This window comes from Hydrogenophaga sp. GW456-12-10-14-TSB4, from assembly GCF_059424305.1.
Map to the genome: position 1 here is coordinate 1 of NZ_JBWKZH010000077.1, position 26266 is coordinate 26266.

Genomic DNA, 26266 nt, shown 5'->3' on the forward strand with positions numbered 1-26266 from the left:
CGCCCGCTCCCGCCGTCACAGCGCCGGCCCCCACGACCTCTCTGACGGTGAGCCCGACCACCCTGGCACTCAAGGCCTCAGGCAGCTCGCGCAGCTTCATCGTCACCAACACGGGCGCCAACCCTGCCTTGCTGGTGGAGGTCGATCCGGCGGTGGTGTTCCCTACGGGCACCACCTACCTCAGCAACTGCGCCACGCTGGCGCCCGGCGCCTCGTGCATCATCACCGTCAGGCCCGGTGCGCTGCCCAGCGCGACGCCGGGCGTGCCGGCCCCCGTGCCGGTGGACCTGACCGTCCGCAGCAGCAACGCCCCCGCGCAAGCGGTGCAGGTTCACGTGCTGGACTACGGCAGCGTCTACCAGGGCGGCCACGTCTTTGCCTTCAACGAGGCCCCGCCCCTTGCCCAGAGCGTGGGTGGCAAGGTGGCGACCGTCTCCAGCGCGACCTCCTACAACTGGAGCGAACACTTCGCGGGGCCGGGCCCGGTGTTCGAAGTCGTCGGCGTGACCGACACCTCGGTCGCGCCAGTGGGTTGCAACGCCAAGTTCGACGGTTCCTGCAACACGCAGCGGATCCTGGCGGCCCCCGAGCATGTGGGCGTCCCTTTGACGAACTATGCGGCAGGTGTCTGCAGAGGGACCATCAATGCCTACTCGGACTGGTACCTGCCCGCCATTTGCGAGCTGAGCAACAGCGCCGCCAGCGGCTGCCCCAGTGGGGAAACGCTGCAGGAGAAACTGCAGACGCCCGGGTTTGTCCACTTTGCCGACAGCTGGAGCTCGACGCAGGCCAGTGTTGGCCCCGTGGCCCTTGCCTGGCGCCATATCTTCTCGGGGCCCTCGGCTGGCACCTCGCAGGAGATGTTCAAGAACGTGGCGACGGCGGCCAGCTGCGTGCGGCAGTTCAATCCTTGACGCCGAGGAGGGCCTGGTCGACGAGCCCGGCCATGGCCCGTGCCTCGTCGCGCGGGTCCGACTGCAGGGCGCTCACCGTGCCCTGCCGGTCGGGCAGGTCTTCGTCCTGACTGGCCTTGAGCTTGCCTTCCAGCCGCTCGATGGGCATCTCCACACCCACGATGGCGCGCAGCATGCGGTCGATGTAGTCCGGCGGCGCGTCGCCTACGCGCCAGGGCATGGGCCGTCCGGCCTCGTGCGTGTTCGTGAGCCGGTCCAGCACGTCCAGCAGCCAGCCGCGGTCGTCCACCGCGCGCATGGTGCCGTGCGCGTGCGCCACCGCGTAGTTCCAAGTGGGCACCACTTTGCCGTGGGTCGCCTTGCCGGGGTACCAGCCGGGTGAGATGTAGGCCTGCGGCCCCTGGAACATCACCACCGACGGTGTGGCCGCGCCCAGCTCGCGCCAGACCGGGTTGGCGCGCGAGATGTGGCCCACCAGCGTGCCGAACTCGCCCCGGCTGCGGTCGAGCAGAAAGGGCACGTGGTTGGCGACCAGGCCGCTCGTGGTCTGGCACACCCAGGCCCCCAGCGGGTGTGCGTCCATCAAGGCGAAGATCGCTTCGCGGTCGTCGAGTGTGTGGTGTCTTGAAACGTACATCGGGTCCTCAAAGGCCGGTCAGGGCATGGCGCACCAGCAAGGTGGCCAGCACCCCCATGGTGATGCCGATCAGGCCGTCCAGCACCTGCCAGGCGCGGGGCTGGGCGAAGCAGGGTGCCAGCCAGCGGGCACCATAACCCAGCAGCCCGAACCAGGCGAGGCTGGCCGTGCTCGCGCCGGCGATGAACCAGCCGCGCAGCGTGGCCGGCTGCTGGGCGCCGATGCTGCCCACCAGCAGCACCGTGTCCAGGTACACATGGGGGTTGAGCAGCGTGAACGCCGCCGCCTGCGCCACGGCGGCGCCTCGGCTCAGACCTTCGCCGCCGCCGGCCGCGCTCAGCCGCTGCGGGTGGCGCGAGCGCTTCAGGGCCCGCCAGCCGTACACCGCCAGAAAGACAGCGCCCGCCAGCGCCAGTGCCCGCGCCAGGCCCGGGCTGTCGCCCAGCGCCTGGGCCATGCCCATTACGCCCGCCGTGATCAGCACCGCGTCTGCCAGGGCGCAGAACAGCACCACGGGGCCCACGTGCTCCCGGCGCAGGCCCTGCCGCAGCACGAACGCGTTTTGCGCGCCGATCGCCACGATCAGGCCCAGGCTCAGCACCAGACCTTGAATGAATGTTGTCGTCATGCCGCGAGATTGCCAGTGCCTGGTGATGAAGGCAAACTGTCTTTCCTGAACTCGATGAAGAAAAACTGAATCTATGCTCGACTACGCCTCCCTGACCGCTCTGGCTACCGTGGTGCGCGAAGGCAGCTTCGAGCGCGCCGCGCGCGCGCTCCACGTGACGCCCTCGGCCGTCTCGCAACGCATCCGGCTGCTGGAGGAGCGCGTCGGCTGCGCGTTGGTGGTGCGCGGCCAGCCCTGCGAAGCCACCGAAACCGGCCGGCGCCTGTGCCAGCACGTGGACCGCGTGAGCCTGCTGGAGCAGGAACTGCAAGGCACGCTGCCCGCGCTCGCCCCCGACGGCATCGCGCGCGTGGCGCTGCCGGTGGCGGTCAACGCCGACAGCCTGGCCACTTGGTTCGCCCCCGCCCTGGCCGCGTTTGCGGCAGATGCACCGGTGCTGATGCAGGTGGCCGTGGACGACGAGGACCACACCTCGGACTGGCTGCGCAGCGGCGCGGTGCTCGCCGCCGTCACGGCCTCGGCCCGGCCCGCCGTCGGCTGCAACAGCCGTCCGCTGGGCACCATGCGCTACCTCGCCACCGCCAGCCCGGCGTTCGTGAAGTGCCACTTTCCCCAGGGTGTGGGGGCCGGCAGCCTGGGCAAGGCACCCAGCCTCGTGTTCAACACCAAAGACCAGCTGCAGGCCCGCTGGGCCCGGCGCGTGTGCCACCGGCACGTGGAGCTGCCCCGCCACACCCTGCCGTCGCCCCATGCCTTCGTCACGGCGGCGCTCGCGGGCATGGGCTGGGGCCTGCAACCCGAGGTGATGGTGCGCGCCCACCTGAAGGCCGGCACGCTGGTGGAACTGGTGCCTCGCACCCCGCTGGACGTGCCCTTGCATTGGCAACAGGCGCGCGCCGCCTCCGGCTTGCTCGATGAACTCACGCGGCACCTCACGCGCGCCGCCGCGGTGGCCTTGCTGCCGGCGTGAGTCAGAACCGCAGCAGCCCGCGCCGCGCGAGGTGGTGCAGCACCAGCCCCACGGCCAGGCCGATGGCCACGTTCCACAGGCACAGGCCGGCCGTCACCAGCGTCACCAGGCGGTCGTCTCTGGCCGCACCCAGCACGCCCGCGCCCAGGGCCAGCTGGGCGCCGGTGAAGAACAGAATGACGCCCAGCACCGCCGACGGGAACAGCTGGAACAGCACGTGAACCGAGTCGCTGAAGAAGAGGGCGAGGGCCAGCAGCACGGCACCGAGGATGACCACGGCCCCGCCCGTGCGCGCACCGAAGGCCACATGGCCGGCCATGCCGCCCGCGCCATGGCACATGGGCACGCCGCCCACGGCCGAGCTGAACACGTTCATGAGACCGGTCGACACCGCGACGGTCTTCTCCGTCACCGGTGCGTGCGGGAACAGGCGGTTGTTCTCTTCCTTGATGGCGATCACGGCGTTGCCCAGCGTCAAGGGGATCTGCGGCAGGGCGAGGAACACCACGCCGATGAACAGGTCGTTCCACGAGAGCGAGCCCCAGGCGAAGGAGGGCGTGGTCAGCTGCACACTCGCGTTCACCAGCGCCGCGCCCAGGGCCGGGTTCTGGTACAGGCCCACCGCCGCCCCCAGAGCCAGCAGCACGAACATGGCGGGAACGGTCCGGGTGCACATCAACAGCAAGGTCACCGCGCCCGCGACGGCGGCCAGGCCCCAGGCCGTCTGCATCATCCTCACGCCTTCCAGCATGAAGCCCAGGCCCAGCCCGAGCACGATGCCCGCCACCACCGTGGGCGGCACCAGGCGCGCGAGGGTGCGCGCCGCGCCCGTGAGCCCCAACACGAGCCACACCGCCCCCGTGACGAGCGCCGCCGCCACCACGCTGCCGGGGGTGATGACAGCGGTCTGCGCCGCCTGGGCCACCGCCACCGCGCCGATGGCCTTCATGGGCTGCACCGGGAAGGGCGTGCGGTAGTACAGGCCGCAGACCAGCATGGCCACGCCGAACGCGAACAGCACCCCGGTCGGGTCCATCTTCAACACACCGATGTAGGCCGCGAGAAACGGAATGAGCGTGCCGAGGTCGCCGAAGGCGCCGGCCCATTCCATGCGGTCGAAACGGTTGTTCGCAGAAACGTCTGAGTGCATCACGGGTGCCAATTGGACACCACTGGCGGCGTGGCCGCCGAGCGGCTGCCCGCCAGCGCGTAAGACAGCTCGTTGGCCGCGCGGATCACGTGCCTGGCGTACTTCTCCAGCTTGGGCTTGGTGAGCCGGGAGCCCGGCCCCGAGATGCACATGGAACCCAGCAGGCGCCAGTTCAGCCCGAACACCGGCGCGGACACGCTCGACACCTCCGGCTCGCGCTCGCCCAGCGAGAGGTGGTAGCCGCGCTTGCGGATCTCTTCGTAGGGCTCGCCGCGCTGGCCGCTGAAGGCGAGGATCACCCGCCCGGGCGACCCCTTGTCCAGCGGCAGGCGCTCGCCGATGCGCACATGGTGGCGCACCGCCTGCGCGCCCTCCACGCGGGCGATGCAGGCGCGGATGTTGCCCTCTCTCACATAGAAAGTCGCGCTCTCGCCGGTGAGCTGCACGAGCTCGCGCAACACCGGTTCCACCGCGAAGTTCACGTCAAACCCCCGCTGGTATCGCGCGCCCAGCCAGCCTGTGGCCGGCCCAAGGCGCCACTGGCCGTCCTCGGCCTGCACCATGTAGTTGGACAGCGCGAGCGTGCGGGCCAGCCGCAGCGCCGTGGTCTTGTGCATGCCTGAGCGCCGGCTCATTTCAGCGAGCGACAAGGTGGCCTCACCGGCCTGAAATGTCTCCATCAGCGAGAGCGCCCGCGTCACCGCGTTGACACCCCCGACGGCGGGTTCATCATCGTCTTGGGAAGGATTGCGCACCATGCACCTCGTTTCGTTCCGTGAAACGCCATTGTACTGAACGCAACTCCTGCCTACAGTCCGGTCCCACGGCCAACGTGGTTGGCTGAATAACTGGAGACAAGCACCGTGATCATTTCCCGTCGCATCCTTGCCGGCCTCGCGCTGGCAGCTGTTTTCGTCACCACCGCCCATGCCCAGGCCTGGCCCAACAAGCCGGTCCGTCTGGTCGTGCCCTTCCCGGCGGGCGGCGGCACCGACCTGATCGGCCGCGAGGTCACGCAGAAGATCAGCGAGACCACCAAATGGTCCTTCATCATCGACAACAAGCCCGGCTCGGGCGGCAACATCGGCATCGACAACGTGGCCAAGTCGCCGGCCGACGGCTACAGCCTGGTGCTCGGCCAGACCAGCAACCTCGCCATCAACCTCAGCCTGTACAGCAAGCTGCCCTACGACCCGGTCAAGGACCTCACGCCGATCTCGATGGTGGCCAGCGCGCCGCTGGCGCTGGTGGTCTCGGCCACCTCGCCCTACAAGACGTTTGGTGACCTGGTCGCCGCAGCCAAGGCCAAGCCCGGCGCGCTGAACTTCGCCACCTCGGGCAACGGCACCGTGGCCCACCTGGCCATGGAGATGTTCCAGAAAGAAGCCGGCGTGAAGTTCATGCACGTGCCCTACAAGGGCGCGGCGCAGGGCATCAACGACGTGATCAGCGAGCGCGTGGAGGTCTATGTGTCGTCCATTCCCACGCTCATCGGTCATATCAAGAACGGCAAGATGCGCGCCCTGGCCGTCACCTCGCTCAAGCGCGTGGATGACCTGCCGCAGACGCCCACCATCGCCGAGTCCGGCTACAAGGGCTTCGAGGCCGTCACCTGGTTCGGCATCCTCGGCCCGGCCAACCTGCCCAAGGACGTCACGGCCCGCCTCAACACCGAGATCAACAAAGCCTTGCAACTGCCCGCTCTGCAGAAACAGCTGAGCGACCAGGGCGCCGACGTGGCCGGCAGCACCCCCGAGGCCTTCGCCAAGCTCATCAGCGAGGACATCGTGCGCTGGGGCAAGGTCGTCAAGGACTCTGGCGCCAAGCTCGACTGATTCATTTCCCTCAGGACAACACCGTGACCACTCCCGACATCCTTCGCGACTTCGACCGCGTCCCCCCTCACATCGTGCAGCAGGCCGGCGCCTACCAGGCGGCCATCCTGGCCGACGTGGCCGGGCGGCGCGGCGCGCTGCACGGCCGCATCACCGCCCTGCGCCCCAGCATGAAAGTGGTGGGCACCGCGCTCACCGTGGAGGTGCGTCCCGGTGACAACCTCATGATCCACGCCGCCATGTCGCTCGCCCGGCCGGGCGATGTGCTGGTGGTGGACGGCAAGGGCGACCAGACCGCCGCCCTGATGGGCACCATCATGATGACCGCGTGCCAGAAGCTCGGCATTGCCGGCGTGGTGATCGACGGCGCGGTGCGCGACTCGCTCGAAATCGAAGAAATGGGCTTCCCCGTGTTCAGCGTGGGCACCAACCCCAACGGCCCCACCAAGCTCGTGCCCGGCCGCATCGGCCATCCCGTCTCCATCGGTGGCGTCACCGTGTACGCCGGTGACCTCGTGTTGGGCGATGCAGACGGTGTCGTGATCGTCGAGCGCGAGAAGATCGAAGCCTTGCTGCCCCTGGCCGAAAAGAAGGTGAAGGACGAAGCCGCGCGCATCGCCGCCATCCAGCAGGGCGACACCGCTGCCCAGTGGCTCGACGCCGCGCTGCGCTCGGCCGGTGTGCTCAAGGAAGGGGAACGGCTGTGAGCCACAAGCCCGCCATCCTTGTCACCGCCGCCGACCTGGCCCCGCAGGCGCTCGCGCTGCTGACGGACTTTCGCATCGTCTACGCCGGCAAGACCCCGAGCGAGCAGGACATCGTCGCGCTCTGCCGTGAGCACGACCCTGTCGCCATCATCGTGCGCTACGGCAAGGTGGGCGCCGACGCCATCCACGCCGCGCCCTCGCTGCGCGTGATCTCCAAACACGGCAGCGGCACCGACACCATCGACAAGGCGGCCGCCAAGGCGCGTCAGGTGGACGTGCGCGCCGCCGTGGGCGCCAACGCGGCGGCCGTGGCCGAGCAGGCCATGGCCCTGCTGCTGGCCTGCGCGAAGTCTGTGCCGGCCCTGAACGCTCGCATGCACTCGGGCCACTGGGACAAGGCCACGCACAAGAGCGTGGAGCTGGCAGGCCGCACCATCGGCCTCATCGGCCTGGGCGCCATCGGCCAGCGCTTCGCGCGCATGGCCCGCGCGCTGGACATGCGGGTGATCGGCTTCGATCCCTACGCGAGCCAGGTGCCGGCCGACATCGAGGTGGTGGACCTCGACACGCTCTGGCGCGAGTCCGATGCGATTTCGCTGCACTGCCCGCTGACCGACGACAACCGGGGCCTGCTCAACCGCGACACGCTGGCGCGCTGCAAACCTGGCGTGCTCATCGTCAACACCGCGCGCGGTGGCCTGATCGACGAAGCCGCCTTGCTGGACGCCGTGCGCGCGGGCCACGTGGCCTCGGCCGGGCTGGACAGCTTCGCCATGGAACCCATGGTGGCCGACCACCCGTTCCGCGAAGAAGACCGCATCATCCTCAGCCCGCACATCGGTGGCGTGACGGCCGACGCCTACGTCAAGATGGGCGTGGCTGCCAGCGAGAACGTGCTGGCGGTGCTGCGCGAGACGAAGTGCATGGCCTGAACTCTCGCGTGATTCGGCTCACTGTGGAAAGGCCGGTGCGGTCGCCTGCGTTGCAGGTGGCGGCACCGGCTTTTTCACATGACACGCCGAATGACATCTTCCATCTTTTCTTCCCTCTCCACGTCCACCACCGGTCTTGAAAGCCGATACAACGCCCTGACTCACAGGCAGCTTCAATGGCTCGGCTCGAGCAAGGGCTTGCAGGAATTCCTCCCGCGCGCCGTCGATTTCCTTCGGCGTGAACTCACGGGCAACAACGCGTCCCTGATCGTGGCTTATCTGATGGGCGGCGACGCGCTGCCCGAAGGTCTCGATGCGCCCGCCATGCCGATTGACGACTGCGTCAAGGAGCATCTGCATGGCTTGCTGAGAACACAGCGTTATGGAGTTCTCGGTGTTCGGGAGCACGCACAGAAGACCTTCGACAAACTGGACTGGTTGAACGACCGGGTTCATGAACTCACCCGAGTCGTGCGCCAATCGTTCTCGCATGAGGTACGTTGGAATCTCGAGATCATCAACAACCGCACCAGCTATAAAGACAGCACCGGACCTGACGATGTGGGTCGCTTTTTCAGGAATATCTACCGCAATGCGCCCAACCGCGACGCGCAAGCGCTTGCCGAGCAGTGGAAGGCGTTCTGTGGAGACAAGCTGGACTTCTTCATGATGTGGCTCGAACGGCTGTGGGAAGATGGACTGACCGGCCGCGAGCACCAATGCCTGATGCAGATTCTCGACGCGATGTTGGTCGATGGCAGCTTCCGGAGCCACTGCTTCGACCTGGCCCGGCGCGAGTGCGGTGGTTACAGCAACAGCATCCGCTACAACCTTCTTGACATGCAGCTCAGCTGGCTGGAACGCCAGGCGAAAAACGGAGAGTTGAGCGATCTTGAAATCTACCGATTGGGTCGATCGGCCTTCTGGATGTCGGCAATCATCCGCATCGTTAAGGACCATGCGCACGAGGACTTCTTCCAGGAATGGAAAGGAAATCTTGACGGCACGGTGTTGAACCTGCAATTCCACTTGCACGACGAATTGAAGCTCTCCGGTGTGCCCATCGAGCCATATGCCGTGTCGCGTTCCGACATGGGCAAGGAGGCCTTGAAGGTGGTTCGCGCCAAGGTTCGCGACATCGCATGCGGCGACGGCGGCGAACGCTTGCGCGAGACCCTTATGCAATGGTCGCCCTGGCGCCAGCTGATCGAGCGGCGGCACATCGCGCAGTTCCAGGACCTGGATGCCCAGCTCGCCCGTCTCGTGGACGAGCACCGCGAGCAGGCAAAGACATCCTCACTTCGTGAGGACGTCTTTCTGGAGCAATGCAAGAAGATCTCGGCGATGCGTGACAAGGCACACGCCGAACTGCTGAGTGAACTGACGGAAGAGGCGATCAGGCAATGGGAACAGGCCGAGATGCCGTGACCCCCGTCGTGCGCTCAAGCCGGAGCCAGCAGGGCCACCGTGCCGGCCACCAGACCGGCGATGGAGCCGAGCGTGAGCAGCAGCCCGGCGTCGCGGGCGTTGTCGGCTTTGCGCTCGTTCCATGCCAGCCACAGCAACAAGGCGGCAAAGGCGCCAATGGTCAAGGCGTAGTCGTACGAAGTCATGAAAGATGGTTCCGAAAGGGGAATAGGGACGGGCCCGCGCAGCGGTGCGGCAAGGCATCGCAGAAGCGGCGTCGTCAGGGGAGGGGAGTGGCGCACCGCGTGCGCCAGGCGTCACGCCAGGGCGGGTGGCGCGCGGGCCAGGTAGCCGTGGGGCGCGGGCTCGGGGAGCCTGGGGCCGTGGCGGTCAGGGGCCTCGCCCCCGGGGGTGTCGAGCGTGGTGAACGTGACGCCGGCAACGGGCAGCACGCCGGCCGCCCCCTTGGCCCCCATCTTCTTGGCCACGGGGCGCAAGGCCGCCATCGCTGATCGGCCCGCCGCCGTCATGACCGCGTGGCGCAATGGCGTGCCGTCGTCCTGGGCGTAGGGGTGGGGCGCGTGCCCACTCAGGTGCGCCGCCGGGTTCCCCAGGGAAACACCCAGAAGAACCAGCAAAGACAGCAACGCGGCGGTGAACGCTCGGCTTATCGACATGGCCGTTGGATTGTAGGTATCTCCACGGTATGTCAATGCCATGGGTCTGAACTCTCAAATCCTTCGGCTCACTGTGGAAGGGCCCGTTCGGCCGCGTTCTGGCCGACCTGACGGAGCCCTTCAACCCGTTTTCCAGAGGAATCCCACAAAAGTGAATTCGATCAACCTGAGCGGGGTGATCCCCGATGCCGTGGTCCGTCCGCGCGATGAAAACCCGAGCAATGCGCTGGTCCAGGCCGCGGCCAACGGCGATCTTTTCTCCCTGCAAAGCCTGAGGGCTCATCACCCCGACCTGAATCTGGATGCCATGGATGACCAAGGCCGGACAGCGCTCTCGGTGGCTGTCGGCCAGGGGTACCTGAGCATGGTGGAGCAACTCGTGCAGTCGGGCGCCCGCATCGACTTGCGGGTCGATGGACTGGGTGCCCTTCACCGGGCCGCCGTCAACGGCCATCTGGCGATGGTGCAGACGCTGCTGGCCTTCGGTGCCGACGTCAATCAGGGGAGTGAGAGCCGCGAAACACCGCTGATGCTGGCCATCGAGACCGGGAATCTCGCCATCGCCAGGTTCCTTCTGCAACAGGATGGCATCGAGGTCAATGCCACCAGCCACGTCGGCCGCACGGCCTTGCTGAACGCGGTGCTCCTGGGGAACCGGGAACTCGTCAGGGAACTGGTGAGCGCGGGCGCCCTGGTCGATCTGCAAGAAGGTCGCGCGGAAAGTGCTTTCGTTTGCGCGTTTCGCAGTGGGGACAAGGCCATGATGAGAGAGCTGCTGGACCTTGGGGCCGACATCAATCAGACAGTCTCACCCTATTCCGCTAACACCCTTTTGATGGAGGAAGTGATCAACCGGCACCCGAACAAGGTGCGTTGGCTGATCGCCCATGGTGCTGACCCGCGGCGGGTGAGCCCCTCCGGGTGGAGCGCCCTGTGTTTTGCCGCGATCGATCTCAGCGGTGAACAGATGCTGCGGCTCCTGCTCGAACACGGCGTGGACCTTGAAGACGCCGCGCTCGCGCTGGACCGCGCGATCCTGCGCAGGTCCCCTCTGGCTTCCGTGCTGTTGGAGCACATCGATTTTCGCGGCGTGTCTGAAGACCGCCAGATGCAGGTCTTGACGTCCGTCGTCCGGCAGCGCAACAGCGAGATCTACGAATTGCTGCTGCGACGCGGTGCCGACCCCAGGGTGTTCCTGAACCGCGTGAACGCGCTGGATCCGCATGCCGAAGGAGCCGATGCCCTTTGCCTGGATGCCTTGCGCATGGCGGCATGGTGCGGAAACGTCGAGATGCTACAGGCCCTTTCCGACCGGGGCTTCGACTTGCTGACTCCCTTGAACGAACTGCGTGAAAACGCGCTGCACGGTGCCGTGGACAGAGGGCACTTGGGCATGGTGGACTTTCTGCTCGGTGGCGATCGCGCGGCGGAGTGGGTGAATGCTCAGAACCACCTTGGATTCGGGAGCGTGCATTTCGTGAAACGGGGACGACTGGACATGGCCAGTCTTCTGCTGCGGCATGGCGCCAACGTCAATCAGGGCGGTGTGACCAACATGACACCCCTGATATGGGCGTTGCTGCGCGAGGACGAGCCGCTGGCGAGGCTTCTGCTGGACCATGGGGCCCTGTGCACACCCGATGCGGTGCACCTTCGCAATCCGCTTCATTGGGCTGTGGCCGAGGGGCGCTCTCTGGATCTGGTGACGAGACTTCGCCGCGAGGTGGACATTGACGCCGGGGACGGGACCCAATGCACGGCATTGATGCTGGGCGTGATAGAGAACCGGCTGGAACTCGTGCGTTATCTGCTGGACGAGGGTGCCCAGATCGACCTTCGGGACAACCACGGCAACACCGCGCTCCATCTGGCGGGAGGCTATGAGCAAAAAGGCATCGCACAGGTGTTGATAGCCCGTGGGGCCGACGAAACCCTGCGGAACAACGCAGGGGTGGCCGCCAACCGGGCGGGAGGGCGCACGGGCGTGGGTTCGCCCCAGCCGGAGCAACTGCTGAGCCGTGCACGGCAGCGAGACCGCTCCGAAGTCGAGCTGGCCCAGGTGATGCGCCGGCAGGGCGACGGTGTGCCGGAGGTCGGTGAGGATGTCGTGGGCGCGGATTGGCACCACGCAGACCTGTGCGAGCTGCCACCCGGATTGCGCGAACGGGGTCTTCGTGAAGACGACTGGCTCAACATCACGGACAGCGCTGGTATCACCGAGCAATACAGGGTGGTGCGGCGTGACGAAGACGAGGAGCGGGTGATACCGCGGCGCGGCGACCCGTCTTCCCGGCGTCTCATGTTGCGACGGCAGGGCTGACCTCTGGCGCGGCGGCGCGTCAATTCCTGCCAGATCGAGACAGCTGCCCGCCAGAACCAGACAGCGCCGCGCATGCCAACCCCCTAGATTTGCGCCAGCCAGGGAGACCGGCATGTCGCCGCTCATGGCGGACCACAACATCCAGGAGACAGCGCATGACGAATCCCCATCTCAAGACCGGGCTGGACACCATCCTTGCCCAGACGACGCAGCGCCACGGCGGCGCACCCGGTGTCGTTGCCATGGCCACCGACCGCCACGGCAACTTCTACGAGGGCGCTGCGGGCACCCGTGAACTCGGGCAGGAACGGCCCATGGCCACCGACGCCGTCTTCGCGATCTTCTCGACCACCAAGGCGCTCACCGGCACCTGCGTGATGCAACTGGTGGAGGAGGGCCTGATCCGCCTCGACGAGCCCGCCGGCAAATACGTGCCCGACATCGACCAGATTCAGGTGCTCGACGGTTTCGACCCCGCAGGCCAGCCGCGCACCAGGGCCCCGAAGCGGCCCATCACCATCAACGACCTGATGCTCCACACCTCGGGCCTGTGCTACGAGTTCTTCAGCCACGACGACCTGAAGTACCGCACCGCCAAGGGCATCCCCACCGTGGTGGGCTGCAGCTACGACTCCATCCGCACGGTGCTGCTGCACGAACCCGGCGCCGCATGGACGTATGGCGTCAACATCGACTGGCTGGGTCGCATCGTCGAAGAGCGGCGCGGCCAGCGCCTGGGCGCGGTCATGGCCGAGCGCATCTTCGGCCCGCTGGGCATGAAAGACATCGGCTTCGGCCTGAGCGAATCCATGCGCGAGCGCCGCGTCACCATCCACGACCGCGCCGCGGACGGCAAGCTCACCCCGCTGCCCGACCTCGCCTTGCCGGACCCGCCCCCCATGGACATGGGCGGCCACGGCCTCTACGGCACCGTGGGCGAGTACATGAAATTCATCCGCATGATCCTCAACGACGGCGCGGGGCCCCATGGCCGCGTGCTCAAGGCCGACACCGTGAACGCCATGTGCCGCGACGGGCTGTCCGCCATGGGGCTGTCCGCCGGGGGGTGGACCACCTCCATTCCTTCGCTCAGCAACACCGGCGAATTCTTCCCCGGGCTGGACAAGGGCTGGGCCTACACCTTCATGACCAACCGCGAGCCCACGCCATCGGGCAGGCCCGCCCACTCGCTCATGTGGGCCGGCCTGGCCAACTGCTACTACTGGATCGACCGGGAAAACGGCATCGGCGGCTACTGGGCCACGCAGATCCTGCCTTTCCAGGATGCGGCGTCGTACCCCGGTTTTGTCGAGTTCGAGAGCGCCGTTTACCATCAGCGCTGAGCGTCAGGCCCGACCCGAGGCGCGCCGCGCAAGGAGACAACGGCATGGAAGCGATCCGCAACGTTCTCGTCACCGACGCCACCGGCGCGCCCAGCACGCGACACCGCCTCGTGGCATCGACCGACTGGGAGGAAACGCAGCACTGGTGCCGGCAGGTGTACATGCCCTACGACGCCGCGCCGGTGGGCAGCATCCGCCAGCCCGACTCCATCCTCGACGCCATCCGCATCGGGCACTTCACCCTCAGCCGCTTCAGCTACGGCGTGCCGGTCCACCTCACCGGCTTCGCCGCCGAGGCCGGCACCGGCATGGTGTTGACCACGCTGCGCGGCGCCATCCGCCACTGGTCCAACGGGCGCGAGCACAGCGACACCGGTGTGGGCGAGGCCTTTCTGGTCGACAACTCACGCACCCACTACTGGCTGGACGCCGACCCCGAGCACCTTCAGGTCAACCTCACCTTCCAGCACGACGCCATGGCCGCACTGCACGAACGCTGGTTCGGCGCACCGGCGGACGAGCGCATGTGGGCCCACAAGTTCCGGTTCGGCGGCGCGCACTCCAGCTGGATCAGCCTGCTCTTGTATGTGTGCCGTTGCATCACCGACATGCCCGAGGCCGTGGAGCACGGCCCCCTGGGCCGCCACATCGAGGAAATGATCGGCCTGCACCTGCTCACCCTGTGGCGCCAGCAGCTGGACAGCCCGCAACCCCCTACACAGCACCGCCTCGCTCCACGCCACGTGCTGCTGGCGGAGCAGCACATGCGCGACCACGCCCGCGACGCACCCACCCTCAGCGAACTCGCGAGCAGCGCGGGCGTGAGCGTGCGCACCCTGAACGCCGCGTTTCGCGACTACCGGGGCTGCACGCCCATGCAGGCGCTGCGCGAAGCGCGGCTGAATGGGGTGCGTGGTGAACTGCTGGTGGCCCTGGCGGGCACCAAGGTGCGAGACGTGGCGGAGGCCTGGGGCTACGCGAACCTGGGCATGTTCGCGGCGGCCTACCGCCAACGGTTCGGGGAGTCGCCTTCGGCGACGCTGGGGCGGCACTGAGGTTCGCGGGCGACCGGCCAGGCGACAGTATGATGCGGCAGGTCCTCAAGGGCTCTGAAGGTGGGAGGCCGCCAGGAACACCAGGGTGAACTCCATCCAGTCCGTGAGGATGTGCGCGACGGTCGAGACCCAGAGCTTGCGGGTGGCGATGTACGCCAGCGTCAACACGACCCGAGAAGCGCCGATCACGCCAAAACACTGTGCCCAGTTCCAGCCGTAGGTGGGAAGGTGTGCCGCGCAAAAGATCAGCGTCGAGCCCAACAACGCCAGCACGATGGCGCTGCGCCGACCAAGGCCCCACCGAAACATGGCCAACCGGAGCATCGCAAGGAAAGGCAGGATCGTAAGCAGTTCCTCGCCCAGCAGTTGAGGCGCCGTGGAGAGGAGGGTGCGCGCCAGCTCAGCGGCCGACATGCTCGCGATGCCCGCGGCAAGCGGGTTGGGTGCGACGGAAGCAAACTCCCGGACCACCAGCGCCGAGGCGAAGGAGCACAAGATGGCCAGGGCCGCAGCCAGCACCGCCATGAGGGCATCGCCCAAGGTGAACCGGCCCAGCAGCGCCAACGCATGCTGCCCTGCAGCCCAGAGCAAGGTGCCCAGTGGCAGACCCACAAAGAGCAGCCGGTTCAGAAACTGCGCCTGAAAACTGGCCGCAGGCACGAGGTCCGGCCGCAAGAAACTGGGTCACTTGCTTCATTCAAGACTCCCGTCGAGGTCGATTGAACGGCGCCTCCGGCAAAGGCGGGCCGCAGGAAAAGACGCCATATGAGCATCCAAAGCGACTATAGCCGTCGTCACTTGCAGCCCGCGCACGCCACGATCCAGCGGCCCGAACGGGTTGGTAGCGAGAGCTCAACGCCAAATCGATAATAATATACGTCGTATATATATTGGAGCTTTCGATGCCGACTGCACACGTCTTCATCGCCACCAGCCTGGATGGTTTCATCGCCCGGGACGACGGGGACATCGGCTGGCTTTTGCAGCGCGATGACCCGACGGAGGATCACGGTTACCCGGCCTTCATCGCCGACAAGGAACTGATCGTGATGGGGCGGGGGAGCTATGAAAAGGCGCTGACCTTGGATGAATGGCCGTACGGCCTGCCCGTGCTGGTGCTGTCTGAACAGCTGGCCAATGCGCCCGTGCCCGAGCCGTTGAAGGGCAAGCTGCGCTTCTCCAACCGAACGCCCAAGGACACGATGGACGAACTGACCACGCAGGGCGTGCGTCGGATCTATGTCGATGGCGGGCAGGTGGTGCAGTCATTTCTGCGCGAGGGTTTGATCGCCGATCTGGTCATCACCAGTGTGCCCGTGCTGATCGGGTCCGGGCGGTCGCTGTTTGGGGCGTTGGAGCAGGACATCGATTTGAAACTGATGTCCAGCTGCAGCTTCCCGTCGGGCCTGGTGCAATCGACCTATCGGGTTGCACGATGACCCGCCCGCGCGGGCGCCCGGCGCAGGGGATGGGGGTCGCGCGAGACGACATCCTGACCACCGCATTGACCTTGCTGGATGAGGGCGGGGGACAAGGCTTGACGATGCGCGCGCTGGCCGCCCGACTGGGCGTCACGCCCATGAGCCTGTATCACCACGTGGGCGATCAGGTCAGCCTGCTGAGGGCGTTGTCAGACCGGGTCTATACCGAGGTGTTGGAAGGGCCTTGTGGTGCGACGGACCATCGGGCCGCAATCCTGGCGCTGCTGACGCGCTATCACGAGGCAGTAGGCCGTCATCCGCAACTGACGCTGGCGATCTTTGCAACGCCGCAAGCATTTGCCGGCGTGACGCGACAGATCACCGATCGCCTGACGGTGCTGCTCGCAGAGATCACCGCAGAGCCCACCCTGTGGCGCGACATCCTGGTCGACCACGCTCACGGCAGTGGTCTGGCCCTGGCATCGGCGCGAGGTGATCGGGTTCAGGTTCAGTCCATGTTGGCGCAGTATCAGGAGGCACTGGACGGTCTTCTGGACCGCTTGGCTAGTTCCTGACGCGGTGGTCTGCTCTACTACGCGCAGATCTTCGGTCGCAGGGTTCGCCTTACCGGTAGACCCAAATAATCCAAATCTATCCTTCGAGACTTGGGCGTGAGGGGCCGTCATATAGCGATTGCAGGCCATCACTACGCGAACTCAGCAGGCAGGTGCCAGCTAGGAGGGGTTACTTGGGCGGCTAAAGTTAGCCGGCCTAGCATGGGTTGGTCCTCAGACAAGGGGATTGCCGTTCGCTTACGATTTCCATCGTTATGAGTCTCCTGATTTTGTGGGCAAAGTGCCCAGTTCATGCCGCTAGCAGGGCATCCGCTTCCAGGTCAAACAGCTCGTCATTGGCTGAGTCGTCGCCGGAGGCCAGTCGGCCAAGCAACTGCCGCACCTTGCTCCCGGCCCATCCCAGCAGATCACCTTCCGCACTCGGCCGAGTTGCTTGCACAAGCTCACCGTACTGAAGAGACTGGTGTTCGCGCACGACGTCCATCCAGGCTCGCAATACAAGTGGGGTGCCCTTGGGTGCCTCAGTGAGGCGCGAGGTGCGTTGGCGGAGCTTTAGCGCCAAGCTAGCCCTCAGGGCGTTCAACCGGGTGCGGTCCTTGGTCTGAAGGTTCGTATCAGCCTGCAATGCTTGCAGCACCTTCAAGGCTTCGTCGCTCGCATCGGGCAGGCAAGCCAGGGCAAACACCACACCATCCAACAGCCGCTGGCGGCCCTTAGCTTGCGCCCAGCCACTGAGTAAGGCCTTGGCCTCGGCATGCGCACCCATGCGCCGGAGTACATTGGCCAGGCCGTTGCGAGCCACTACGTCTTGCGGGTGACTTTGCAGGGTATTTTCGTACTGCGTGCGCGCAGCGGGCAGGTCGCCCAGCTCTTTGAGCACATTAGCCAGGCCGTTACGGGCCACGACATTTTGCGAGTGGCTTTGCAGGGTGTTCTCGTACTGCGCGCGTGCGGCGGGCAGATCGCCCAGCTCTTTGAGCACATTAGCCAGGCCGTTACGGGCCACCACGTTTTGCGGGTGACTTTGCACGGTGTTCTCGTACTGCGCGCGTGCGGCGGGCAGGTCGCCCAGCTCTTTGAGAACTTCGGCCAAACCACAGCTGGTCACGACGTTCTGCGGGTGGCTTTGCAAGGTGTTTTCGTACTGTGCGCGCGCGGCGGGCAGGTCGCCCTGCTCTTTGAGAAGTTCGGCCAGACCGTTGCGGGCGAACACGTTTTTCGGATGGCTCTGCAAGGTGTTTTCATACAGCTCTTGCGCAGCGGGTAGGTCACCCAGCTCTTTAAGAATTTCGGCCAGACCGTTACGGGTCACGACGTTTTGAGGGTGGCTTTTCAGGGTGTTTTCGTACTGTGCGCGCGCGGCGGGCAGGTCGCCCAGCTCTTTGAGAACTTCGGCCAAACCACAGCTGGCCACGACGTTTTGCGGGTGGCTTTGCAGGGTGCTCTCGTACTGTGCGCGAGCAGCGGGCAGGTCGCCCAGCTCTTTGAGAACTTCGGCCAGACCGTTGCGGGCGAACACGTTTTGCGGGTGGCTTTGCAGGGTGTTCTCATACTGTACGTGAGCAGCGGGCAGGTCGCCCAGCTCTTTGAGAACTTCGGCCAGACCACAGCTGGCCACTACGTCTCGAGGGTGGCTTTTCAGGGTGTTTTCGTACTGTGTGCGCGCGGCGGGCAGGTCGCCCAGCTCTTTGAGAACTTCGGCCAGACCACTGCGGGCGAAAACGTCTTGCGGGTGACGTTGTAGGGTGTTCTCGTATTGCGAGCGTGCGGCGGGTAGGTCGCCCAGTTCTTTGAGCACATTCGCCAAGCCGTTGCAAGCGACCACGTTTTGCGGATGGCTTTGCAGCGTGTTTTCGTACTGCGCGCGTGCGGCGGCCAAGTCGCCCAGCTCTTTGAGAACTTCGGCCAGACCGTTACGAGCCACTGTGTCTTGCGGGTGGCTTTGTAGGGTGTCTTCATACAGTGCGCGCGCGGCTGGCAGATCACCCAGCTCTTTTAGAATTTCGGCCAGACCGCAGCGAGCCACCGAATCAACCGTGTTCAGCTCGATGGCGCGTTGCCACCAAGTTTTTGCTTGCTGCAGGTGCCCTGCCTCGGCAAACGCAGTGGCTAAGCTGGCAGCGGTTTTGCTTTGCAGCGCAGTTTGCGTTCCTTCTTGGGCTTGGCGGCTCAATAGCGCGTCAGCCCTTCGTTGAGCATTGTCGAGCTGGTGGCGGGTGATCAGTCGCGTGACATCGGCCAAAGAATTTTGTGTTGCGACAAAACGCGTATGTACGCTGCGCGGACTACTAGGTTGCGCTTGACTTGGTGCCACGCTGACAGAGCGCTTGTCATCGGCCTGAAGCTGCTTGTAGTCGGCAGAGGCTAAGCCAGATACATGCAATGCGGGCACATGTTGGCGCAGGAGCTTTGCCATGCCGTCAGCCCACTCTTTGGGCAAGCGGGCTTGTGCCCAATCGAACTGCAGTGCGCCCAACGCTTGAGTCGAACCCTGCTCGGCACATTGACGTACGGCTTCGCGCCCGGCACGCCCCAGCTTGCGCCAGCCCCCTTGCAAACCCGGGTTGGTGGCAACCCAAGCATCGACACCGCCGGGGGCGGGCCAAAGGTCGTGCGCAACGGCGTTCACTCTGGAGGGCAAAGCGGCCTGCTCCACAGCAACGCGCCATGCAGCCACAGCCCCCCCCATCAGCAGTGGCCAATGCTCCAGCATGTGTCTCAGCAAGGAATCCACAGCGACTTCATGCTGTGGCCATTGCCGGCCCAAGTCTGCCGTGCGATGCAAGGCGGTAAGAAGTTCTTGCCGCTTCACCAGTTCTTGAGCCGACCCGCTCGCGCAGGCCAGCACCATCGCCCGCCACACGGCCAGAAGCTGTGCAGAGGGCTCACGCAGGTGATTTGGTCCAACCTGACAAATGGCTGAGTCAAAATCGGCCTGCCAACGTCGTGTTAGCAGCCTGTCGTCGGTCTGCTGCTCGATCAACGCACGCTGCAAGTGCTGCATCACTCCTGAATGCAGCAGCGCAGTCGAACCAAGCGCCGTAACTGAATCAAAGGCATCTAATCGGTCAAACACCCCTTCATGTTGTGGCAACAAGGCACACAATCCGAACAAGCTGCGGCAGTACCCGGGCCAAGTGGCATCCCCCACTAAGGGCTGCCCCCGCTCGCCATCACTTATGGCCGTGTTAGCCTGGCCGGTGGCGCCGTCTGCAAGGCAGGTTGGCTGGTCTTGGGCTGTACGTAGGCATGCGTCCAAAGCGTCGCATACCAATTGCATGAAAGCTTCTAGTTGCCGTGGGTCTGGCTGCCACCATTGGTGCAACAGCTCCCACATCACTTCATGGGGTAGTTCTCCCTCGTGGCTCAAACGCGGCAAGCCGTAGCCGCACAGCCACTGATTGAGCACACGGGAGTCACGCCGTGCCACAGCATGCTCGAGTTGCACGGCCATGCGTTGCAGTGGGTGCGTGGTTGCCAATGGGTCATGCATAGGTCAAATGCGGTGGCTGTGACGGGTGAGCCAAGACTCCTCGGCTGGAAACTGGCCCTGCAGCGCTATGCGGTGATGTCGGCGTTGCTCAGGGAGGTCATCGTAAACCTGTTGTGCAGTCCAAGCTCGCGCGAGTTGTAGAACACAGGGTCTAACTGAGTCTACAGCTGTCTCCCACGGCAAGGCATGGTGCAAGACTTCGGTACAGTGATCTTCGGTTTGCCGAAGCGCCATACTCAAGCCCTGCGGGTGAGCTTGCGGGCTTGGAAAATGAAAGGCATAGCCGCCTGCATCAAGCGTAGTCGGACGGTATAGCAAACCGGCATCGGCTACCTTGTAGTCAAAAACCACGACCCAATTGCCTTGCACATAGTTGCCTAGACCTAAGGCACTGCATAACCGAGTGGCATCATTGGCATAGCCTGCAACCTCGTCACTGAGTGTGGCCCACCAAAATGGGCGTGGGCCTTGGCTGTCAATGCAACGCAATGCTAAACCAATGAGTTCCTTGAACTCTTCTTCCTCTACAGCATTCAGGGCCAGCGCCAGTCTGGCGTAGTCGACAGGTGCCTTCAAGCCATGAACAAGTCCCGCCGTGCCTGTGGCATCTGCCACAGAGGCGTCTAGCTCCGCCAACAAGGCAGACGATGCGCCAAGGGCTCGCCTAAACAGGCCAACAAAAGGCTCAACATGGCTCAGTCCGCGTCTGCTCGGCAAACGGGATTGGCTGCCTGTAAACCGAACTGCTGTCGCCTGCTGGATGTAGGCCTTCTCCCACTGCTGCCTTAGTGCGTGCAGCAAGTTGTTCGATGTGCCAACGCCGGCTGTCCATTGGGCTTGGGCCTGAGTCGTTACGCGCGCGTCCATGGCGAGGTTGGCTCCCAGGCATCGCTCGTCGACACGGGTGGCCGAATCTAGGCGCAATAGTTCGTCGGTCCATGCATGACTAATTGGTGCAATGCTGTCAAACAGCCAAGGGCTATTTTGATGAGGCGCTGAAACGTCAAATGTCATGACCCTAGGTTCAATGCGGAGCTTGGTTGATATGCAGTCTGCTTTAGACAGATATTATCTGTGGAACGCTCTCGTGGTCCTGTTGGGCTGCGGGCGGCGCGGCACCGCGAGTCGGACCATGTTGATTTCGTACGGGTGCCGTGTCGATTGCGTGCAGTCTATCAAGATCATGCCCTTTTCATGATCGTCGGAGTATTGCTCGGCATATAGGTGTGGCAAACAGCCGAATTGGATCTTCGCCAATACCTGCTCCAGCCAACTCAATCTTCTCAAGTACGATACGCAAAGAGGCATTGCGAGGAGAACAAAATTGATCGTCGGCATCGACCTGGGAACCACCAACAGTTTGGTGGCCGTGTGGCGCAATGGGCGCCCGGAGCTATTGCCCAATGCCTTGGGAGACGTGTTAACCCCCTCATGTGTCAGCCTTGACGAGGATGGCTCCGTCCTGATCGGGCGTGCTGCCAGGGAGCGCGCCCAGACCCATCCCGATCGCACTGCCAGGGCCTTCAAGCGCTACATGGGCAGCAACAAGACGCTGCAGCTCGGTGACCGGAAGTTCCGCCCCGAAGAGCTCTCCGCTCTGGTTCTCAAGTCCTTGAAGGCCGATGCCGAGGCGGCGCTGGGCGAACCCGTGACGGAGGCGATTGTCACCGTCCCCGCCTACTTCTCGGACGCCCAGCGCAAGGCCACGCGAGCCGCCGGTGAACTGGCCGGGTTGAGGGTCGATCGGCTGGTCAATGAACCCACGGCTGCGGCCATGGCTTGCGGGATTCACCAACTGGGCGCCGAGACCCGATTTCTTGTCTTTGACCTGGGCGGCGGAACCTTCGATGTCTCCATCCTGGAAATCTTCGAGGGTGTGATGGAAGTGCGCGCGTCGGCGGGCGACAATTTTCTGGGCGGCGAGGATTTCAACGATGTCCTGGTGGACCTGTTCTTCCAGCACAGCGAACTGTCTCCCAATCTCAAGCGCAACCACGGGTTCATGCAGCGCCTGGCCGCTCAGGCCGAGATCGCCAAGCGGGAGCTCGGTGCCAAACCGTCGGCGCGCATGGCCGTCCATGAGGCTGGCACGCTTCACGAATTCGAGGTCACCGAAGAAGCCTTCACCAGTGCGTGTGCGCCGCTGCTCAAGCGGTTGCGTGTGCCTGTGGAGCGCGCGCTGCGCGACGCCAACCTGCGCACCACCGAGCTGGACAACATCGTGCTGGCCGGCGGCACCACGCGCATGCCGATCGTGCGCCGGCTGGTGACCAGCCTGTTTGGTCGGTTCCCTGCGATCGACTTCAACCCGGACGAAATCGTCGCACTGGGTGCCGCCGTGCAGGCCGGGCTCAAGGCCAAGGACGCCGCACTGGAAGAGGTGGTCATGACCGACGTGGCACCCTACTCGTTGGGTGTGGAGGTCAGCAAACGCTTGTCCGCCACCGCCACCTCGAATGGCCACTTCGACCCGATCATCGAGCGCAACAGCCCTGTCCCCATCAGCCGGGTGAAAACCTATTTCCCCATCAACGCGGGCCAATCTCTGGTGGAGTTGAGCATTTTTCAGGGGGAAGCCCGCATGGTGAACGACAACATCCACCTTGGAAATCTCTCCATCGCGTTGCCGCCCTTGCCTGTGGACGAATGCGCTGTCGACGTCCGCTTCACTTACGACGTGAACGGCCTGCTGCAAGTCGAGGCCGTGGTGCAGAAGACCGCCGCCAAGTTCTCCTTGGTCATCGAGGGCAACCCGGGCGTGCTGACCCCCGAGGAAATTGCGCAAAGGCTCAAGGCCCTGGCTGAGATCAAGATTCATCCGCGCGAAGCGCTGGACAACCGCACCACCTTGGCGCGCGCCGAGCGCATCTACCAGCAGTTGCGCGGTGAGGTGCGCGAATGGTTGGCGCAGCAGATGCTGTCCTTCGACGCCGCCCTGGCCACGCAGGACAACCGCAAGATCACACCGATCCGCCAACGCCTGGAGCAGGCGCTGGACGCCATCGAGAATGACGGCACGCTCCACAACGATCCCAGTCTGGAGCCACGCTAGAGATGCGAGACATTGCCGAACTGTTTGCGCGGCTACAGCTCCGGCCAGACGCCAATGAAAGGGACGTGCGGCGCGCCTACGCACGGGAACTCAAGCAAATTGACCAGGAGCAGCAGGCGCAGGCTTTCCAGGAGCTGCGTGAAACCTACGACCAGTTGCTCTGGTGGGTGCGCCAGCAGCAGATGCAGGACGCCACGGCGCCAGAGGCGGATGCGCAAGACGCAGCGTCCCCCGCTTCCGCGAGCGGTGCTGGCGATGCGAAGCCGCCCGAAGCGCTCTCGGTGCCGCCGCCCGTTTCGTCCGAACCCGAGCACGAGGCGCTCCCCAGCAGCGAGGCGCTCGGGCGCCAGATGCTGGACCTGCTGGTCCAGCATCTGACCGAGAACAAGCTTCGGGACCGGCAAGCCGCCGCCGCCTTGCTGCGCCAGTGCCTGGACGATCCGCGCCTGGGCAGTGTGGACGCCGCCACCTATTTTGAATGGGGCGTGGCGTCCATCCTCGCCGGCGGATGGGCCCCGGGACACGAGTTTCTGTTCAGCCCCGCCATTGAAGGCTTCGGGTGGCGGGAAGACCGATCCCGCTTGCTTTGGTTCGGACGGCCGGGTCAGATTGTCGACGCCGCCATCAACGAGCTCCTCGCCTTCGATACGCAGCCCTCGGAGCACCGGGCTTTGCAGAAAGAAGCCATCCGAAAACTGCGAGGCAGCCAGCCACTGCCCACCGGCGAGCTGCTGAGGGAGCTGCCCATCGCGGAGCACGTGGTCGCGGCCTTCCCGAATTGGATGCATGTCATTTCCCGACCCGAGAGCTTGCTGGACTGGCGGCGCCGGCATGGTGAAGTGCCCACCTGGCGCAAGAAAATCGCCAACCGCCCGCGCCTCAGGTTGGTACGTCCTCCTTCTTCCACCGCCCCGGTCGCTGGCAAGTCCAGGAATTGGGGCATGGTGTTCCTCATATTCATGCTGGTCTCAGCCCTCGGCCGTCTGCTGGCCGGGCTGGCTCAGGATCCGTCGCCGCATCCCCGCGACGCTAGCGGCCCCACAACGCTGTCGTCTGTCCATCGCCCATCGCAACAAGAAGCGGAACTGCGTCAGCGAGCGCAGGCCGCTTTGGGCAACACGGCCACATCGCCAGACGCGCAACTGGTCGCTGTGCGCGCGCAAACCCGCGCGAGCGAGCTGGCCCATGCCATGCCCGCTGCCGCCAGCTGCCGAGCGGTTGCAACACATGCCCGCGACCACGCCTTGGCCCACGCACGCGGCGCCTTCAGCGCTGCGTTCGACCGCTTGCTGCTCGATTGTTTTGTGAAGAACCTGGGTGCCGTATCCGACGACATGGCAGACGTGGCCATGGAGAACGATCGGCAACGCCGTCGCGCTGACGCACCCGCCGTTCATGGCCGCAGCTATGGGGAGAAAATTGCGTTGGCTGTTCGCCAACACATCGACCACATGGAGGCGTCTCGAATCCCGGGCAATCCATCGGCTGAATTCGACGTGCGGCTGGCCGCTGACGGTGCCATCCAATCCGTGTCGCTGAAAAAAACCAGCGGTCACCACGCTTGGGATGAATCTGCCCGGCGCGCGTTGCTGCGGACCAAGTCATTCCCGCTCGACGTGAACGGCAAGGTCCCCGCGCAAATGGTGATCAACATGCGCCCCAGGTGATGCTCAATGCACCGGCCGCCCCAGCCGTTTGCTCGCCTTCGATATCCCGTAGTTCACCAGGCAGTACAGCGCCGCCACCACGAGGTACACGGGCACCAGCGAGTGGTAGTTGGCGATGAGCACCTTGGCGTTCTGCATCAGTTCACCATAGGTGACGACGTAGCCGAAGGTGGTGTCCTTGACCACGATGACCAGTTGCGCCACCAGGGCCGGGACGATGTAGCGAAGGGCCTGGGGAAAGACGACGGAGAAAAAGACCTGGGCTTCGGTCAACCCCAGGCTTCGCGCGGCATCGGTCTGGCCGCGAGGCACGGCAAGCACGCCCGCGCGGTAGACCTCGGCCACCACGGCGGCGGTGCTCAGGCCGACGGGCAAGGTCAGCATCCAGTAGGTGCTCAGCTTCAGCCCGATGGACGGAAGCACCAGAAAACACACATAGATGAGCAGCAGCGTCGGCGTGCCACGCAGGAACTCGATGGCCGCGATGCTCGGCCAACGCACGAGCCGCGTCCGCGCCAGGCGCCCCAGCAACAGCACCAGCCCGAGGGCCAGCGCGATGACGGCGGCCGTCGCCGCCGAGGCCATCGTGCCCAGCAGGCCTTTGGCCAGGAAGGCCCAGGTGGTCGGCCAGGCGAAGAAGCTCCAGAACCGGGCTTCAAGCTGCCCGGCCGTGTGGAACCGGAACACGATGCCCACCACCAGCAGGAGCAGCAGGGCCGCGGCGATCGCGCTCACCACCCGTGTGACGGTCTGGGCCTGGGGGCTTGGCGAACCAAACAGAATGTCTTCCAGAGGGCGGCTCATCGCAGTATCCGCAGCTTCTTTTCCAGGGCGGCGCCGGCCCAGGCGATGAGCAAGCCCGTCGCCACGTACATCGCGGCGGCCACCGCGAACGCGGCCATGCCGGCGGCGGAGTCGTTGGCGATCTTGGAGACGAGCGTGGTGAGCTCCCGCCCCGGAAACGGCACCTGCGACGCCAGCGAGGTTGACAGCATCAGCGCAATGAGCAGCGAGGTCATCGGCTGCACCACCGAGCGCAGCGCCTGCGGCAAGACCACCGCCGTGATGATGCGCATCGGCCGCATGCCCAGGCTGAGCGCGGCCTCCGCCTGGCCACCGGGCACGGTGTTGATGCCCGAGCGCAGGTAGTCCGCCGTGAACGCGGAGCAGACCAGCGTCAGGGTCAGGACCACGGCGGGTTCATAGTCGATCAGGACGTTGAGGTCGGGCAGCGCGAACACGATGAAGATCAGCAGCGCCACGCTGGGGATGTTGCGAAAGATCTCGACGTAGAGGGTCAGGATGAAGCGCAGCGGTGGCAGCGGCAAGAGCCGCAGCACGGTCACGGCCATGCCCAGCAGGAAGCCCGGCACGAACGACATCAGCGTGAGCTTCCATGTCAGCAAAAGGGCCTGCCCGAAGGCAGGCCCATGGTCGGCCAGGAGCCGGGCAACCTCGCCCATCGTTCAGGGCAGGGCGGGCG

24 protein-coding genes are annotated in these 26266 nt (G+C 65.1%); 13 read left to right on the forward strand and 11 right to left on the reverse strand.

The window, feature by feature from the left end; genetic code table 11:
- A partial coding sequence (locus AC07ZS_RS25800) for a hypothetical protein (RefSeq protein ID WP_494801309.1) occupies positions 1-914 on the forward strand: 914 nt, incomplete at its 5' end.
- Here AC07ZS_RS25800 and AC07ZS_RS25805 read toward each other — a convergent pair.
- Both AC07ZS_RS25805 and AC07ZS_RS25810 read right to left on the reverse strand, forming a co-directional pair.
- Positions 904-1551, reverse strand: coding sequence for an FMN-binding negative transcriptional regulator (locus tag AC07ZS_RS25805; protein WP_494801310.1), 648 nt, complete (start codon positions 1549-1551; stop codon positions 904-906). The two genes, AC07ZS_RS25800 and AC07ZS_RS25805, sit on opposite strands and share 11 nt — an antisense overlap.
- A gap of 7 nt (positions 1552-1558) precedes the next feature.
- Positions 1559-2179 carry a LysE/ArgO family amino acid transporter gene (locus AC07ZS_RS25810; RefSeq protein WP_494801311.1) on the reverse strand — a complete coding sequence of 207 codons (621 nt, stop codon included), beginning with the start codon at positions 2177-2179 and terminating at the stop codon, positions 1559-1561.
- 73 nt (positions 2180-2252) lie between these two features.
- On the opposite strand from AC07ZS_RS25810, the gene AC07ZS_RS25815 reads away from it, so the two are divergent.
- Complete coding sequence (locus AC07ZS_RS25815; RefSeq protein ID WP_494801312.1) at positions 2253-3149, forward strand: LysR family transcriptional regulator ArgP; 897 nt, start codon at positions 2253-2255, stop codon at positions 3147-3149.
- Between the two features lies 1 nt (position 3150).
- On the opposite strand, the gene AC07ZS_RS25820 is transcribed toward AC07ZS_RS25815, so the two are convergent.
- Positions 3151-4299, reverse strand: a complete 1149-nt coding sequence (locus AC07ZS_RS25820) for a putative sulfate/molybdate transporter (RefSeq protein ID WP_494801313.1) — start codon at positions 4297-4299, stop codon at positions 3151-3153.
- Positions 4299-5057: an IclR family transcriptional regulator gene (locus tag AC07ZS_RS25825; protein WP_494801314.1), complete on the reverse strand. Its 759-nt coding sequence runs from the start codon at positions 5055-5057 to the stop codon at positions 4299-4301. Before AC07ZS_RS25825 ends, AC07ZS_RS25820 begins: the two co-directional genes overlap by 1 nt.
- 105 nt (positions 5058-5162) lie before the next feature.
- On the opposite strand from AC07ZS_RS25825, the gene AC07ZS_RS25830 reads away from it, so the two are divergent.
- The 4 genes from AC07ZS_RS25830 (at position 5163) to AC07ZS_RS25845 (ending at position 9201) form a co-directional block, all read left to right on the forward strand.
- Entirely contained in the window at positions 5163-6134 is a 972-nt protein-coding gene (locus tag AC07ZS_RS25830; RefSeq protein WP_494801315.1) for a Bug family tripartite tricarboxylate transporter substrate binding protein, read from the forward strand.
- Between the two features lie 23 nt (positions 6135-6157).
- On the forward strand, positions 6158-6841 hold the full coding sequence (locus AC07ZS_RS25835; protein WP_494801316.1) for an RraA family protein: 684 nt from the start codon (positions 6158-6160) through the stop codon (positions 6839-6841).
- On the forward strand, positions 6838-7773 hold the full coding sequence (locus AC07ZS_RS25840) for a hydroxyacid dehydrogenase (RefSeq protein WP_494801317.1): 936 nt from the start codon (positions 6838-6840) through the stop codon (positions 7771-7773). Before AC07ZS_RS25835 ends, AC07ZS_RS25840 begins: the two co-directional genes overlap by 4 nt.
- A 90-nt stretch (positions 7774-7863) precedes the next feature.
- Positions 7864-9201: an NEL-type E3 ubiquitin ligase domain-containing protein gene (locus tag AC07ZS_RS25845; RefSeq protein WP_494801318.1), complete on the forward strand. Its 1338-nt coding sequence runs from the start codon at positions 7864-7866 to the stop codon at positions 9199-9201.
- A 14-nt stretch (positions 9202-9215) separates the two neighbouring features.
- On the opposite strand, the gene AC07ZS_RS25850 is transcribed toward AC07ZS_RS25845, so the two are convergent.
- The gene (locus AC07ZS_RS25850) at positions 9216-9386 is read right to left on the reverse strand and encodes a hypothetical protein (protein ID WP_494801319.1); all 171 of its coding nucleotides are present in this window, start codon (positions 9384-9386) and stop codon (positions 9216-9218) included.
- Positions 9387-9497: 111 nt separating this feature from the next.
- Positions 9498-9857 (reverse strand): hypothetical protein, encoded by a 360-nt coding sequence (locus AC07ZS_RS25855; RefSeq protein ID WP_494801320.1) that lies wholly within the window; start codon positions 9855-9857, stop codon positions 9498-9500.
- A gap of 151 nt (positions 9858-10008) precedes the next feature.
- Between AC07ZS_RS25855 and AC07ZS_RS25860 the strand changes: the two genes are divergently transcribed.
- The 3 genes from AC07ZS_RS25860 to AC07ZS_RS25870 all read left to right on the forward strand — a co-directional run bounded on the left by AC07ZS_RS25860 (position 10009) and on the right by AC07ZS_RS25870 (position 14575).
- The gene (locus AC07ZS_RS25860; protein WP_494801321.1) at positions 10009-12177 is read left to right on the forward strand and encodes an ankyrin repeat domain-containing protein; all 2169 of its coding nucleotides are present in this window, start codon (positions 10009-10011) and stop codon (positions 12175-12177) included.
- 155 nt (positions 12178-12332) lie between these two features.
- The gene (locus AC07ZS_RS25865) at positions 12333-13520 is read left to right on the forward strand and encodes a serine hydrolase domain-containing protein (RefSeq protein WP_494801322.1); all 1188 of its coding nucleotides are present in this window, start codon (positions 12333-12335) and stop codon (positions 13518-13520) included.
- Between the two features lie 44 nt (positions 13521-13564).
- Positions 13565-14575: an AraC family transcriptional regulator gene (locus AC07ZS_RS25870; protein WP_494801323.1), complete on the forward strand. Its 1011-nt coding sequence runs from the start codon at positions 13565-13567 to the stop codon at positions 14573-14575.
- A 45-nt stretch (positions 14576-14620) separates the two neighbouring features.
- Here AC07ZS_RS25870 and AC07ZS_RS25875 read toward each other — a convergent pair whose 3' ends face one another.
- Entirely contained in the window at positions 14621-15250 is a 630-nt protein-coding gene (locus AC07ZS_RS25875; RefSeq protein ID WP_494801324.1) for a CPBP family intramembrane glutamic endopeptidase, read from the reverse strand.
- A gap of 227 nt (positions 15251-15477) precedes the next feature.
- Here AC07ZS_RS25875 and AC07ZS_RS25880 point away from each other — a divergent pair, with 227 nt between their 5' ends.
- Positions 15478-16014 (forward strand): dihydrofolate reductase family protein, encoded by a 537-nt coding sequence (locus AC07ZS_RS25880; RefSeq protein ID WP_494801325.1) that lies wholly within the window; start codon positions 15478-15480, stop codon positions 16012-16014.
- A complete protein-coding gene (locus tag AC07ZS_RS25885) occupies positions 16011-16571 on the forward strand; it encodes a TetR/AcrR family transcriptional regulator (protein ID WP_494801326.1) in 561 nt (186 codons plus the stop codon). Before AC07ZS_RS25880 ends, AC07ZS_RS25885 begins: the two co-directional genes overlap by 4 nt.
- 289 nt (positions 16572-16860) lie before the next feature.
- On the opposite strand, the gene AC07ZS_RS25890 is transcribed toward AC07ZS_RS25885, so the two are convergent.
- Positions 16861-20025 carry a tetratricopeptide repeat protein gene (locus AC07ZS_RS25890; RefSeq protein ID WP_494801327.1) on the reverse strand — a complete coding sequence of 1055 codons (3165 nt, stop codon included), beginning with the start codon at positions 20023-20025 and terminating at the stop codon, positions 16861-16863.
- 42 nt (positions 20026-20067) lie between these two features.
- Complete coding sequence (locus AC07ZS_RS25895; protein ID WP_494801328.1) at positions 20068-21078, reverse strand: hypothetical protein; 1011 nt, start codon at positions 21076-21078, stop codon at positions 20068-20070.
- Between the two features lie 310 nt (positions 21079-21388).
- Between AC07ZS_RS25895 and AC07ZS_RS25900 the strand changes: the two genes are divergently transcribed.
- The gene (locus AC07ZS_RS25900) at positions 21389-23116 is read left to right on the forward strand and encodes a molecular chaperone HscC (RefSeq protein WP_494801329.1); all 1728 of its coding nucleotides are present in this window, start codon (positions 21389-21391) and stop codon (positions 23114-23116) included.
- A gap of 2 nt (positions 23117-23118) precedes the next feature.
- The gene (locus tag AC07ZS_RS25905; RefSeq protein ID WP_494801330.1) at positions 23119-24783 is read left to right on the forward strand and encodes an energy transducer TonB; all 1665 of its coding nucleotides are present in this window, start codon (positions 23119-23121) and stop codon (positions 24781-24783) included.
- Positions 24784-24786: 3 nt separating this feature from the next.
- Here AC07ZS_RS25905 and AC07ZS_RS25910 read toward each other — a convergent pair whose 3' ends face one another.
- Together AC07ZS_RS25910 and AC07ZS_RS25915 are read right to left on the reverse strand one after the other, a co-directional pair.
- The gene (locus tag AC07ZS_RS25910; RefSeq protein WP_494801331.1) at positions 24787-25587 is read right to left on the reverse strand and encodes an amino acid ABC transporter permease; all 801 of its coding nucleotides are present in this window, start codon (positions 25585-25587) and stop codon (positions 24787-24789) included.
- Positions 25584-26246 carry an amino acid ABC transporter permease gene (locus AC07ZS_RS25915; protein ID WP_494801332.1) on the reverse strand — a complete coding sequence of 221 codons (663 nt, stop codon included), beginning with the start codon at positions 26244-26246 and terminating at the stop codon, positions 25584-25586. Before AC07ZS_RS25915 ends, AC07ZS_RS25910 begins: the two co-directional genes overlap by 4 nt.
- Between the last annotated feature and the right edge of the window lie 20 nt (positions 26247-26266).

Coding starts and splice junctions, on each gene's coding strand:
- AC07ZS_RS25805 (WP_494801310.1), bottom strand. CDS start 1,551: ATGTACGTTTCAAGACACCACACACTCGACGACCGCGAAGCGATCTTC.
- AC07ZS_RS25810 (WP_494801311.1), bottom strand. CDS start 2,179: ATGACGACAACATTCATTCAAGGTCTGGTGCTGAGCCTGGGCCTGATC.
- AC07ZS_RS25815 (WP_494801312.1), top strand. CDS start 2,253: ATGCTCGACTACGCCTCCCTGACCGCTCTGGCTACCGTGGTGCGCGAA.
- AC07ZS_RS25820 (WP_494801313.1), bottom strand. CDS start 4,299: ATGCACTCAGACGTTTCTGCGAACAACCGTTTCGACCGCATGGAATGG.
- AC07ZS_RS25825 (WP_494801314.1), bottom strand. CDS start 5,057: ATGGTGCGCAATCCTTCCCAAGACGATGATGAACCCGCCGTCGGGGGT.
- AC07ZS_RS25845 (WP_494801318.1), top strand. CDS start 7,864: ATGACATCTTCCATCTTTTCTTCCCTCTCCACGTCCACCACCGGTCTT.
- AC07ZS_RS25850 (WP_494801319.1), bottom strand. CDS start 9,386: ATGACTTCGTACGACTACGCCTTGACCATTGGCGCCTTTGCCGCCTTG.
- AC07ZS_RS25855 (WP_494801320.1), bottom strand. CDS start 9,857: ATGTCGATAAGCCGAGCGTTCACCGCCGCGTTGCTGTCTTTGCTGGTT.
- AC07ZS_RS25865 (WP_494801322.1), top strand. CDS start 12,333: ATGACGAATCCCCATCTCAAGACCGGGCTGGACACCATCCTTGCCCAG.
- AC07ZS_RS25870 (WP_494801323.1), top strand. CDS start 13,565: ATGGAAGCGATCCGCAACGTTCTCGTCACCGACGCCACCGGCGCGCCC.
- AC07ZS_RS25880 (WP_494801325.1), top strand. CDS start 15,478: ATGCCGACTGCACACGTCTTCATCGCCACCAGCCTGGATGGTTTCATC.
- AC07ZS_RS25885 (WP_494801326.1), top strand. CDS start 16,011: ATGACCCGCCCGCGCGGGCGCCCGGCGCAGGGGATGGGGGTCGCGCGA.
- AC07ZS_RS25890 (WP_494801327.1), bottom strand. CDS start 20,025: ATGGCCGTGCAACTCGAGCATGCTGTGGCACGGCGTGACTCCCGTGTG.
- AC07ZS_RS25895 (WP_494801328.1), bottom strand. CDS start 21,078: ATGACATTTGACGTTTCAGCGCCTCATCAAAATAGCCCTTGGCTGTTT.
- AC07ZS_RS25905 (WP_494801330.1), top strand. CDS start 23,119: ATGCGAGACATTGCCGAACTGTTTGCGCGGCTACAGCTCCGGCCAGAC.
- AC07ZS_RS25910 (WP_494801331.1), bottom strand. CDS start 25,587: ATGAGCCGCCCTCTGGAAGACATTCTGTTTGGTTCGCCAAGCCCCCAG.
- AC07ZS_RS25915 (WP_494801332.1), bottom strand. CDS start 26,246: ATGGGCGAGGTTGCCCGGCTCCTGGCCGACCATGGGCCTGCCTTCGGG.